We start from the raw sequence: 12,327 nt of genomic DNA, 5'->3' as shown, positions 1-12,327 counted from the left end.
GGGTATATACTACGCGGCCTTATTTTTCTTATATTTTAGTAGCTTGGTTTAGAGGCTTATTTCATCATGCGCACAGATTATTGCGGCAACATCAATGCATCACACATCGGACAAACAGTCACTCTTTGCGGTTGGGTAAACCGTCGCCGCGATTTGGGTGGGGTTATTTTCATCGACTTGCGTGACCGTGAAGGTATCGTTCAAGTGGTTTACGATCCAGACTTAGCCGAATTGTTTGATACCGCAAACAGCTTGCGTAGCGAATTTTGTGTTCAAATTGAAGGTTTGGTTCGAGCTCGTCCGCAAGGACAAGTGAATAAAGACATGGGCACCGGCGAAATCGAAATCTTAGGTAAAGGCTTAACGATTTTGAATAAATCAGCTGTATTGCCACTGGACAGCAATCAAGAAAACTCAGAAGAGCAGCGTTTGAAATATCGCTACCTTGATCTTCGTCGCCCTGTGATGAGTGACCGACTTAAGTTTCGTGCAAAAGTCACCAGTGCTGTGCGCAGTTACCTTGAAGGCGACGGCTTCCTGGATATCGAAACGCCTATGCTGACCAAAGCGACCCCTGAAGGCGCGCGGGATTATCTAGTGCCAAGTCGTACCCATAAAGGGAAGTTCTTTGCGTTGCCCCAGTCACCTCAATTGTTTAAGCAATTGCTGATGATGTCAGGTATGGACCGTTACTACCAAATCGTTAAGTGTTTCCGTGACGAAGATTTACGTGCCGATCGTCAGCCTGAATTTACTCAAATCGATATCGAGACCACCTTTTTAGGTGCCGAGCAAGTAATGGAAATCACTGAAGGGATGATCCGCAACTTGTTCATGAAAATGCTTAATGTTGATTTAGGCGAATTCCCGCAAATGACTTACGCCGATGCCATGCGTCGTTTTGGCAGTGACAAGCCTGATTTACGTAACCCATTAGAGTTGGTTGACGTGGCGGATATCTTAAAAGGTGTAGAGTTTAAAGTGTTCTCTGGCCCTGCAAATGATGCTAAAGGCCGCGTAGCCGTCATCCGCGTACCAGGCGGTGCGAGCATGACGCGTAAGCAAATCGACGAATACACTAAATTCGTCGGTATTTATGGTGCCAAAGGCCTAGCGTGGATGAAGGTGAACGATATCGATGCTGGCGTAGAAGGTTTGCAATCGCCTATTTTGAAATTCTTAGGTGAAGATGTGGCCAAGCAAGTGCTATCAAGAGTGGATGCACAAAGCGGTGATATTTTATTGTTTGGGGCTGACAGCGCAACGGTTGTAACAGAAGCATTGGGTGCATTGCGCTTAAAAGTGGGTGAAGATTTAGATTTGCTTGAAGGTGAGTGGAAACCGCTTTGGGTGATTGACTTCCCTATGTTTGAAGAATTCGATGGCCAGTTTTATGCGTTACATCACCCGTTCACTGCTCCTCGTGATATGACGGCCGAGCAGCTTGCTGCAGACCCTGCCAATGCTTTATCAAATGCTTATGACATGGTGTTGAACGGCTGTGAATTAGGCGGTGGTTCGGTGCGTATTCATAACCAAGACATGCAAGCTAAAGTGTTTAATATCTTAGGGATCAGCGAAGAAGAAGCAGAAGTGAAATTTGGCTTCTTACTGGATGCACTTAAATTTGGTGCGCCGCCTCATGCCGGTTTAGCATTTGGTTTAGACCGCTTAGTAATGCTAATGACAGGTGCAACGTCTATTCGCGATGTGATGGCTTTCCCTAAAACAACGACTGCTGCGTGTCCTTTAACGGATGCCCCTGGTATTGCCAGTGATGAGCAGCTGAAAGAGTTGTCGATTAAGACCGACATCGCTCAGGAAAAAGCCCCAAGCGCGGAGTAATTTTTCTGCAAGCCATAAAAAATGCTTATCGGCGTCCTGAATCGGCATTGGTGGTCATATATGACTGCCAATGCCGAGTGTTAGTGATGCAGCGCCAAGATGATCCTGACTTTTGGCAATCGGTGACCGGTACGCTGGAAATCGGCGAATTGGCCATTAATACCGCCTTAAGAGAAGTCAAAGAAGAAACCGGCATTGATATTCAGCAAGCGGGTTATTACTTATATGATCATCAACAGACCAATCGTTACGCCATTCGTGACATCTGGCAACATCGCTACCCGCCAAACACGCCTTTTAATACCGAGCATGTGTTCTCATTACAAGTAAAGAGTGATGAAGCTATCACCCTCACCGAGCATTTAGCCTATCAATGGTTAGAAAAAAACGCTGCCATGGCTAAAGTCTGGTCTGATACAAATCGGGCTGCAATCAAATATTGCGTACCAGATGCGAACATGCCAACGTAAATCGGCAATATATAATTAATAGGTACATTGAAACTCGTGGCAATTATTCTTGGCATCGATCCTGGTTCACGCATTACTGGTTATGGCGTAATACAAAGGGCAGGGCGGCAACAACAATATTTAGGCAGTGGCTGTATTCGCATGCAGGGAGACGCTCTGGCGCCGCGATTACAGCAGATATTTGATGGTGTCAGCCAGTTAATACTGCAATATAAACCCGATATGTTCGCTATTGAGCAAGTCTTTATGGCCAAAAACCCTGATTCGGCGTTAAAACTGGGGCAAGCCCGAGGAGCCGCAATTGTGGCAGCGTCTAACCAAGGGCTCGATGTAGCTGAGTATTCCGCTCGGCAAATCAAGCAATCTGTGGTGGGCAACGGGAACGCACAAAAAAGCCAAGTGCAACACATGGTCACATTTATCTTGAAGCTACCGGGCACGCCTCAGGCTGATGCTGCAGATGCACTAGCGGTTGCGCTTTGCCATAGCCACACCAACGAGAACCTCATCAAGATGTCAGGTCAGGTGAAAAAGACTGTACGCGGCAGATTACGATAAATAACAACACTAGAGAATGAATATGATAGGCAGAATACGCGGTACGGTAGTAGAAAAACAGCCACCAGAGGTACTCATTGATGTTGCTGGGGTCGGTTATGAAATTCAAATCCCCATGACCAGCTTTTATCAATTACCTGAAGTAGGCGCCGAGGCCAGCGTTTATACTCACTTTGTGGTGCGCGAAGATGCACAATTGTTATTTGGCTTTGCTGATAAAAATGAGCGCGCCGTATTTAGAGAGTTGATTAAAGCCAGCGGTGTAGGGCCTAAATTGGCATTAACGATTTTGTCGGGCATGTCGGGGCAGCATTTTATGCAATGCGTTTCACACGAAGACATCACCGCTTTAGTGAAGTTACCTGGCGTCGGTAAGAAAACCGCGGAGCGTTTAGTGATAGAAATGCGCGACCGCTTTAAAAAGCTAAGCTTAGAGCAATCTGCAAGTGATGATTTCGCTCTGCAAGGCAATAATAGTATTGAAAATACCTTTGTTACCTCAAGTGATGCGAAAGAAGAAGCCCTAAGCGCACTGATAGCCCTTGGATATAAGGCGCCTCAAGCGAGCAAAGTGATAAACTCTGTGTATGTTAAAGACATCACCAGTGAAGAATTAATTCGCGAAGCATTGCGAGCAATGATCTGATTTCAGTTAGGGAAACACAGGTCTAAAAGTCCGTTATTAAATAGTCTATGTAGTTTGCTTGAGTATCCGTCTCGACTCTCATAGACTACGCACTGTATATAAAACCACTACCAAAAGTTAAATAATTCTCATGATAGAAGCCGATCGTCTCATTCAACCTACCGCCCTACGCGAAGATGAAGTCATCGATCGTGCTATTCGCCCTAAAATGCTGGCGGATTACACAGGGCAAGACCATGTTTGTGAGCAAATGGATATCTTTATTCAGGCCGCGCGTAAACGCAGTGATGCACTGGATCATTTATTGATTTTTGGCCCTCCCGGCTTAGGCAAAACCACCTTGGCCAATATTGTGGCTAATGAAATGGGCGTGAGTATCAAAACAACTTCAGGGCCTGTGCTTGAAAAAGCGGGAGACTTAGCGGCGCTGCTAACCAATCTAGAAGAAAACGATGTGTTGTTCATTGATGAAATTCATCGTCTCAGCCCAGTGGTAGAAGAAATTCTGTATCCTGCGATGGAAGATTATCAACTGGATATCATGATAGGAGAGGGGCCAGCCGCTCGGTCCATCAAACTAGAGTTACCGCCGTTTACCTTAATTGGCGCGACAACACGAGCAGGCTCATTGACGTCGCCTTTACGCGACAGATTCGGTATTGTGCAGCGCCTTGAGTTTTACAATATTAAAGATTTAACCCAAATCGTAAAACGTTCTGCACATTTTTTGGAATTGAATTTAGATGAAGAAGGCGCGATAGAAATAGCCAAGCGTGCTCGCGGTACACCGCGTATTAGCAATCGCTTGCTGCGCAGGGTACGAGATTACGCTGAAATAAAAGCAAACGGTGAAATTAGCAGTGATGTTGCCTCAGCTGCGCTAGATATGCTGGATGTAGATAAAGAAGGCTTTGACTACATGGACCGAAAATTGCTGACTACCATCATAGATAAATTTATGGGCGGGCCAGTGGGTCTTGATAACTTAGCGGCGGCGATTGGTGAAGAACGGGACACAATAGAAGATGTAATAGAGCCCTTTCTAATTCAACAAGGGTTTTTACAGCGCACCCCAAGAGGGCGAATTGTGTCTCAACGGGCATACCTGCATTTTGGTTTTGATTACGAGCCTAATTGATTTTGTGTATCGCTAAAGGAGCGGCTTTCCTTTTAAGATCGTAAAAAATAGGCAAAAAAAAGCCCGCATAAATTATGCGGGCAAAGCAACAAATAAAGTTGAATGGAATAAAATTCCAGGGAACATGTCAGTCAACAGGGAGTCGACATCAGCATCTGATTAACGTCTGGTTGGAAACATTCGCTAATCGAGAAAACAAGGTCATTATAGCCTCGCCGCAAAGAACCACAATTGAGAAAAATTGCCATTCAATGATTAGATTTTCTAATGTATCAAGTCTGAATTATTTGTGTAAAACTTGTTAATACTTGTCTTTTTTTATTTTTTTTTAATGAAAACAATGGCTTATTTTAATCGTGCGTTATTTGACCTATTATTTTTTTTGTTACAAATCTCTTTGTAGAACGTATTTTTGCGAAAATACTGAATATCTATGCATATTTGCCGGGTGCATTAGGTTGTATTCCAGCGTTGTTTTTAGTTAAATGGATGTATCCTTATGAATTTTAACGCATTAATTTTTGTTAGCGGATTATGATTATTTTTTACATCGCATAGTTATGCGTTGGTTGAAGGTAGTGACGAATGGTTTGGGAAAAAAGTGATGTTGCAGAAAAACTTAGCTGTATTTGAACACCAAATAAGGGTGTATTATGAAGATACGGATGCAGGCGGAATTGTTTATTACGCAAATTATTTGAAGTTTCTAGAGCGCGCCAGAACAGAGTGGTTGCGCTCAATGGGAATCGAACAAGATGGGTTATTGGAACGATCTATCGGTTTTGTCGTCAAACGTGTCGAAATGGACAATCAAGCTCCTGCAAAGTTTAATGAACTATTGAGAATTCAAAGCGAAATAGTAGAATTGAAACGCGCAAGTTTGATGTTCAAACAAACAATAATAAGTCCAAGTGGTCAACGCTTGGTCAGTGCTTTAATTAGGGTGGCGTGCGTGGATCTTCAGCAAATGAAACCTATCGCCATCCCCGGATTTATACTAGAGGAATTCTCGCGTGTCGGCTGAGTTATCAATATTTGGATTATTTTGGCAAGCTAGCTTATTAGTTCAGCTTGTGATGTTGTTGTTATTGGCCGCGTCTGTGGCATCTTGGACATTTATTTTTCAGCGTTCGCAGGCGTTGAGCCGTGCAAAAAATGATATGAAAAAATTTGAAGATAAATTTTGGTCAGGGGTCGATCTAAATCGCCTTTATCAAGAATTAGCTGCTCGCGAATCTGTGCAAGGTATGGCCAGTTTATTCTGTGCTGGCTTCAAAGAATTTGTCCGCTTGCGTAAGTCGTCGTCTACTCCGTCTGAGGCGATAATGGACGGTACCTACCGTGCGATGCGCGTTTCCTTGTCTAGGGAAATTGACGAATTAGAAAGCCGCCTACCTTTCCTAGCGACTGTGGGTTCAATTAGCCCGTATATCGGTTTGTTTGGCACTGTGTGGGGGATCATGAATGCGTTTATCGCCCTCGGCGAAGTGCAGCAAGCCACGCTAGCCATGGTAGCGCCTGGTATCGCTGAGGCGCTGATCGCAACCGCTATGGGTCTGTTTGCCGCTATACCTTCTGTTATTGCTTATAACCGTTTCAGCCATCAGGTAGAAAAGCTCGAAAACAACTACGGTAACTTTATGGAAGAGTTTTCCAGCATATTGCATCGTCAGTCGCTGGTAACAAAGGCGGATACCGTCACCAACGATCCAGCTCAGGGCTAATAGGCAACGATTATGTATGTAAGAAAACGCCGTCGTCCGGTGTCTGAAATCAATGTTGTGCCCTACATCGATGTGATGTTGGTGTTGCTGATTATCTTTATGGTAACTGCACCGCTGGTGACTCAAGGTGTCAAGGTAGACTTGCCAAAAGCAGAAGCGCAACCGCTAGAAGATGATAGCAAGCCACCGCTAATTGCTTCTGTTGATGCAGAAGGAAATTACTTCTTGAACATCGCTGAAGACCAAGAGCAGGCTATGACAGCTGTAGATGTGGCCACATTAGTTGCGGCGCATTTGCGAATTGAACCTGAAACCCCGGTCGTGGTGAAAGGGGATGGCGCAGTGCCGTACAGCAATATTGTGCAGTTGATGGTGCTTTTGCAGCGTGCAGGTGCGCCTTCTGTCGGTCTTATGACTGATCCTCCTGAGAATTAAGCATTTAGCAGATATGAAGTTTAAATTGTCTCTACCTTTGATTAAATCACTGAGTTTGCACCTCGCTTTCGGGGTGCTTATCTTTGCTGGCATGGATTTTAAGTTGCCTCAAAAAACGCCTGAAATGGCATCGTCACAACCGGTTATAGAGGCCGTTGCGGTAGATGCCAACGCGGTTGACGAGCAGATTAAGCGGATTGAAGATCAGAAAAAGAGCAAGCAAAAGGCAGAAGAGGACCGAATTGCTGAACTGGAACGTCGCGCAAATGAAGCTGAGCGCAAGCGTAAACAGCAAGAGCAAGACGCGGTTGAAATAGAACAACGCACCAAGCGCCAACGTGAAGAACGTAAACAGGCTGAGCAAGCTGCAATTGCTGCGCGTAAAAAGCAAGAACAAGAAAAGGCCAAAGCGAAAGCTGCAGAGGCAGAGCGTAAACGCAAAGAGTTAGAGCGTAAGAAGGCGGAAGAGCAAGCTAGAAAAGCGAAGGAAGCTCGCGAGAAGGAAGAAAAAGCCTTGAAAGAGGCGCAACGCAAAAAAGCAGAAGCTGCGGAAAAAGCGCGTCAAGAGCGCGCATTGCAAGATCAGCTTGAAGCTGAGCAGGCTGTGCGCCAGCAGCGGCGAAGCAAGCAAGTATTAACCGAAGTACAAAAGTATCAAGCCCTGATCCATCAAGCTATTCAGCGCCAGCTAATTGTTGACAACTCAATGCGCGGAAAATCCTGCCAATTGAATATCCGCTTAGCGTCGTCTGGTTTGGTTATTCAGGTAAAAGAATTAGGTGGAGATCCTATCTTATGCAGAGCCGCTAAATCTGCTGTTTTCAAGGCCGGTACCCTTCCGGTATCAAAGGAAGCTGATGTGTATGAGAAGCTCCGTGATATTAATTTAACTGTAGAGCCCGATTTATAATGACAAGATTGACCCGTGTTTTAACATTTTTAAGTGTGATGCTCACTGCATCTAGCCAGGCGAGTTTGGAAATTGTGATCACCGAAGGAATTGATTCCGCTCGTCCAATTGCCATTGTGCCATTCAAGTGGAATGGCCCAGGTCAAATGCCAGAGAGCTTATCCGATGTCGTAAGCGGTGACCTGTTGCGAAGTGGTAAGTTTAGCCCTATCGCTAGCGCTGAGATGCCAGAGCAGCCACATGATGACAGTGAATTGGACTATAGCGCTTGGGCAGCGACTGGCGTCGAAGCCATTTTGGTGGGTTCGGTCACGCCTGAAGGGCCTGATCGTTATCGCGTTAACTTCACCTTAGTCGACGCTATTCGTGGTCAAATCACGGGTGGCAATGGGCAAGCATTAAGCGGTGGTAGATTAACCAACAGTAACGACCACATTTTAGATAGTCGCCAGACTGTTATTACAAGCCAGGGATTTAGACAATACGCTCATCGCATCAGTGATGTGGTGTACGAAAAATTAACGGGCGAGAAGGGTGCCTTTATGACGCGCATTGCTTACGTTGTTGTGCGGGATCGTAAAACCAACGAGTTTCCTTATCAGCTCGTTGTTGCAGACTATGATGGTGTGAACGAGACGATGTTACTGCGCTCTAGAGAACCACTGATGTCACCTTCTTGGTCACCTGATGGGACCAAGTTGGCCTATGTCACATTTGAAAATAAGCGTTCGCAGATATACATTCAAGACTTATACACCATGAGCCGAACGCAAATGACCGATTTTCCTGGCATAAACAGTGCGCCGGTTTTCTCACCCAACGGTAGGCAATTGGCTATGGTGTTATCGAAAGATGGTAACCCAGAGATTTACGTGATGGACGTGGCATCTAAGCGCCTAGAGCGGATAACTCGCAACCGAGCGATAGATACCGAACCGAGCTGGACACCCGATGGTAAGAGCTTGATATTTAGTTCTGAACGGGGTGGTAAACCGCAAATATATCGCGTAGATTTAGCGAGTAACAACGTCAGAAGGGTAACGTTTGATGGTGAAATGAACCTTGGGGGAACCATCACCCCAGACGGCGGTCGCATGGTTATGGTCAACCGTACTAGAGGGAACTACCATATTGCCGCTCAGGATTTAGAAAACGGAAATATTCAGGTATTAACCAAAACCTATTTGGATGAATCCCCGAGTATTGCACCAAATGGAAGTATGATTATTTACAGTACGTTACACCAAGGCAAGCAAGTTTTATCGTTGGTTTCCTTGGATGGTCGCTTTAAGGCGCGTTTACCCGCTTCTGATGGGCAGGTTAAGTCGCCGAGTTGGTCTCCATTTTTGTTGTAACAAGTTCAATCTATTTATAAATTTGATAATAATAAGGAATTAGAAAATGCAACTTAGCAAAATATTCAAAGGCATCACACTTGCACTACCTATTGTGACAATGGTTGCTTGTTCATCAGGTCCTAGCGAAGAAGAGTTAGCCGCAGAGAGTAACCGTGTTGCTGCTGCTCAAGCTGAAGCTGATCGCAAGGCGGCTGAAGAAGCAAAAGTGCAAGCAGGCAATATGAAGCCAATGTTGTCTCCTGAAGAAGTCATGCAGAAAGAAAAAAGTGCATTGATGGATGATCAGGTTGTTTATTTTGATTTCGACCGTTCAAGCGTCAGTTCTAAGTATTACTCTTTGCTTGACCAACATGCTGCATTCTTGTTGAAAAACCCGGGCCAAGCAGTGGTGATTGAAGGCCATTGTGATAACCGCGGTACGCCTGAATACAATATTGCGTTAGGTGAACGCCGTGCTAAATCAGTTGAGACATACTTGATGAATGCTGGTGTGAGCGCATCTCAAGTTTCTGTTGTTTCATATGGCGAAGAAAAGCCAGTTGACACATCAGGCACTGCAGCTGCATTTGCTGAAAACCGTCGTGGTGTTCTTGTATATCAATAAAAGTTGGATTTATGAATAAACGCATTCTTGCGCTTACTCTGACAGCGATATTTGGAGCCGCAGTAAATGCGGCTCCTGCGCCTGTAGCGGATGTAAGCAGTGGCAGTACAGAGTCACGTTTAACCACCTTAGAGCGTCTTTTTAATACACGAACAGCGCAGCAACATCGCGTTCAGGAGCAGCTAGATTTGCTTCAGAACGAAGTGAATGAGTTACGTGGCAGTATTGAGAAGCATAATTATCAACTAGAGCGGATCTTAGAGCGTCAACGGGAGCTGTATTTAGAGATTGATAAACGTATCGCTGCTGTGATGACGCAAAATGGAAGTGGGCCCACTGACGAGTTTGATCAGACTAATCAAGTCAGCCAACCTAACCCTCAAACTAGCCTGAATGAAGATCAAGCGTATGACAAAGCGGTTAACCTTATCTTAAAAGACAAGCTGTATGATGACGCTATCCCTGAATTCCAATCCTTCCTGCAGAACTTCCCTAATTCCAGTTATGCCTCAAATGCGCATTACTGGTTAGGACAATTGTTATTTAATAAACAAGATTGGGCGGCAGCGGCAAATCAGTTTGAAACATTGATGAATCAATTTCCGGATTCTTCGAAGCGTGCGGATGCCATGTTGAAATTAGGTATTTGTGAGCAAGAGCGTTCAAATATTGCCCGTGCCGAACAATTATGGAAAAAAGTTTTAGCGGAATACCCGACTTCTTCAGCAAGAAAGCTGGCTGAAATTAAATTAAATGCCGTTAAATAAATAGCGGCATTCCCTGTTTTATTAGTGTTAATGTTTCGTTTTAGTGTGAAAAATAACCGCGCAACATGTGTTTTGTATGCTTTTTCAGCAAACGATACGAATAATGAAAATAAAGCTTAATTTAAGGTTGCATGAAGTTTCGAATTCAGTATTATATGCGCCCTCGTCACCGAGAGACGAGAAGCAAAGCAAGAAAGGTATATTTTCCCTTAGTTGATTTGCAGTTAGATTTAATTTGATGGGTCGTTAGCTCAGTTGGTAGAGCAGTTGACTTTTAATCAATTGGTCGCTGGTTCGAATCCAGCACGACCCACCAGTTAAATCAAATAATTCAAAGCGTTACAATTAGATGGGTCGTTAGCTCAGTTGGTAGAGCAGTTGACTTTTAATCAATTGGTCGCTGGTTCGAATCCAGCACGACCCACCATCTAATCTCCATTTTACTTTATCTCTTCGTTAAATTTCCCGTTTTGTTAAAACACCCTATTTTATTTTTGCATCGATTAATCTCTGCCGTGCTGGTGTTCTGTAATCGCGATTCTTGTAATACCAACTCCATTAGATAATTAGCCCGAGGAGAGTTTCCCTGCGGGTTTTAAACTACGTTCTCGGTATCTGAAAGGGAACAACCGTTGCTGCTCACCCACGCACTGTTCAAATACAGTTGGATGAGTCCTGAAAGAGCAAATATTTTTTGGTATTGGTATTAAATTTCTATCATTAGTGATTGGCTTGAATAGGGTGTAAAGTATTTCTTTGTTCTTATACTTTAGTATTAATTAATCGAGGTTTTGCTAGTGGAATTTAATTTACCGCGCGACTATCTCGCATTTTCCTATTTACGTAGCGCTAGATGTATTAATCTTGAACATTAGAGATGGGATGACTTACACTCTTACATAACCAAATTAAGGATAAACGTGCGTATGAATGCTCTTGAGTATGCCGAAAAAGCAGGTGATTTGTTTGTACTGCCTGATTCAGTCACCAAAATAAAGCAGCTTATTGATGATGGCAGTGCTTCTATCAACGAAGTGGCAGAGGTTATAAATTACGATCCGGCTGTAGCAGCACAAATTCTGAAAATCGCGAACAGCGCCTTATACAAATTCCCCACCGTGATAACCACTGTTAATAAAGCGATTCAAGTCATAGGCACAGACTCAGTTTATGATTTAGTGCTCGCGTACGGCATCTCACACGCTTTTAAAGATATGAATGACAGTGAGGTGGACTTCAGTGTTTTTTGGGAGCTAGGCGTGAGCTGCGGCTTGTTAGCAAAATACATTGCCCAAGAGACCTCTGCTAAAAATCCCGATAAAATGTTTGTGTGCGGTTTGTTGCACAACATTGGCGAATTAGCCGTGTTGCAACTTACGCCAGATATTGCTGCCCAGTGCAGTTCGTTCTCGGCGACGCATTGCCCAGTCACCTTGCAGAATAAACATCTTGGTTTAAGCTATGCGCAAATAAGCGCGGAATTACTCAAACTTTGGGGGATCCCAAGTGAAATTTATGGGCCTATAGCCCATCAGCATGCTTCTTTGCATAAAGCGCAAAGTCATGAAGAGAAAATACTGCAACTTGCATCTCGTTTGGCGCTTAATAATGTGTACGGCGAGATCTATAATCGACTCGATAATATCGAACCTGTGCAATATGAAATTCTCGACTTAGATGAAGAAGATTTGGAAGCGGCGCTCGATTTTACCAATATGCAGTTGATCAGTACCTTGGCTATTTTTAGCCCGTCAACCTTCAGCATTTATTAAATTGGGCTAAATCGTACCCAGCAGGGCACTGAATATTTCCGAATAGAATAAAAAAGAGCGCTTACTAGCGCTCTTTTTAGTGGTATTCAATATGGCTTAT

At 44.2% G+C, this 12,327-nt stretch carries 13 protein-coding genes and 2 tRNA genes; all 15 read left to right on the top strand.

The window, feature by feature from the left end; translation table 11 throughout:
• Window positions 1-66 precede the first annotated feature (66 nt).
• The 15 genes from aspS (at window position 67) to GMES_RS15145 (ending at window position 12,227) form a co-directional block, all read left to right on the top strand.
• The gene (gene aspS / locus GMES_RS15215; RefSeq protein ID WP_006993623.1) at window positions 67-1,845 is read left to right on the top strand and encodes an aspartate--tRNA ligase; all 1,779 of its coding nucleotides are present in this window, start codon (window positions 67-69) and stop codon (window positions 1,843-1,845) included.
• A 14-nt stretch (window positions 1,846-1,859) separates the two neighbouring features.
• Window positions 1,860-2,315, top strand: coding sequence for a dihydroneopterin triphosphate diphosphatase (nudB, locus tag GMES_RS15210; protein ID WP_081974804.1), 456 nt, complete (start codon window positions 1,860-1,862; stop codon window positions 2,313-2,315).
• Between the two features lie 36 nt (window positions 2,316-2,351).
• The gene (gene ruvC, locus GMES_RS15205) at window positions 2,352-2,873 is read left to right on the top strand and encodes a crossover junction endodeoxyribonuclease RuvC (protein WP_006993621.1); all 522 of its coding nucleotides are present in this window, start codon (window positions 2,352-2,354) and stop codon (window positions 2,871-2,873) included.
• A gap of 22 nt (window positions 2,874-2,895) precedes the next feature.
• On the top strand, window positions 2,896-3,519 hold the full coding sequence (gene ruvA, locus GMES_RS15200; RefSeq protein ID WP_006993620.1) for a Holliday junction branch migration protein RuvA: 624 nt from the start codon (window positions 2,896-2,898) through the stop codon (window positions 3,517-3,519).
• Window positions 3,520-3,649: 130 nt separating this feature from the next.
• The gene (gene ruvB / locus GMES_RS15195; RefSeq protein ID WP_006993619.1) at window positions 3,650-4,657 is read left to right on the top strand and encodes a Holliday junction branch migration DNA helicase RuvB; all 1,008 of its coding nucleotides are present in this window, start codon (window positions 3,650-3,652) and stop codon (window positions 4,655-4,657) included.
• Between the two features lie 604 nt (window positions 4,658-5,261).
• Window positions 5,262-5,681 carry a tol-pal system-associated acyl-CoA thioesterase gene (gene ybgC / locus GMES_RS15190; RefSeq protein ID WP_006993618.1) on the top strand — a complete coding sequence of 140 codons (420 nt, stop codon included), beginning with the start codon at window positions 5,262-5,264 and terminating at the stop codon, window positions 5,679-5,681.
• Complete coding sequence (tolQ, locus tag GMES_RS15185; RefSeq protein ID WP_006993617.1) at window positions 5,671-6,381, top strand: protein TolQ; 711 nt, start codon at window positions 5,671-5,673, stop codon at window positions 6,379-6,381. Before ybgC ends, tolQ begins: the two co-directional genes overlap by 11 nt.
• Window positions 6,382-6,393: 12 nt before the next feature.
• Complete coding sequence (gene tolR, locus GMES_RS15180) at window positions 6,394-6,816, top strand: protein TolR (RefSeq protein ID WP_006993616.1); 423 nt, start codon at window positions 6,394-6,396, stop codon at window positions 6,814-6,816.
• A 13-nt stretch (window positions 6,817-6,829) separates the two neighbouring features.
• Window positions 6,830-7,726, top strand: coding sequence for a cell envelope integrity protein TolA (gene tolA / locus GMES_RS15175; RefSeq protein ID WP_006993615.1), 897 nt, complete (start codon window positions 6,830-6,832; stop codon window positions 7,724-7,726).
• On the top strand, window positions 7,726-9,081 hold the full coding sequence (gene tolB, locus GMES_RS15170) for a Tol-Pal system beta propeller repeat protein TolB (RefSeq protein WP_006993614.1): 1,356 nt from the start codon (window positions 7,726-7,728) through the stop codon (window positions 9,079-9,081). Before tolA ends, tolB begins: the two co-directional genes overlap by 1 nt.
• Before the next feature lie 46 nt (window positions 9,082-9,127).
• Window positions 9,128-9,688, top strand: coding sequence for a peptidoglycan-associated lipoprotein Pal (pal, locus tag GMES_RS15165; RefSeq protein ID WP_006993613.1), 561 nt, complete (start codon window positions 9,128-9,130; stop codon window positions 9,686-9,688).
• A gap of 11 nt (window positions 9,689-9,699) precedes the next feature.
• A complete protein-coding gene (ybgF, locus tag GMES_RS15160) occupies window positions 9,700-10,455 on the top strand; it encodes a tol-pal system protein YbgF (RefSeq protein WP_006993612.1) in 756 nt (251 codons plus the stop codon).
• A 240-nt stretch (window positions 10,456-10,695) separates the two neighbouring features.
• Window positions 10,696-10,771 (top strand) — tRNA-Lys (locus GMES_RS15155).
• 35 nt (window positions 10,772-10,806) lie between these two features.
• Window positions 10,807-10,882: transfer RNA gene (locus tag GMES_RS15150), tRNA-Lys, on the top strand.
• A 499-nt stretch (window positions 10,883-11,381) separates the two neighbouring features.
• Complete coding sequence (locus GMES_RS15145; protein WP_006993611.1) at window positions 11,382-12,227, top strand: HDOD domain-containing protein; 846 nt, start codon at window positions 11,382-11,384, stop codon at window positions 12,225-12,227.
• The last annotated feature ends 100 nt before the right edge of the window (window positions 12,228-12,327 follow it).

Source organism: Paraglaciecola mesophila KMM 241 (genome assembly GCF_000315015.1).
Classification (GTDB): Bacteria; Pseudomonadota; Gammaproteobacteria; order Enterobacterales; family Alteromonadaceae; genus Paraglaciecola; species Paraglaciecola mesophila.
Note: the sequence above shows the minus strand (reverse complement) of the source record. Positions and strands in the feature narration are given on the sequence as shown.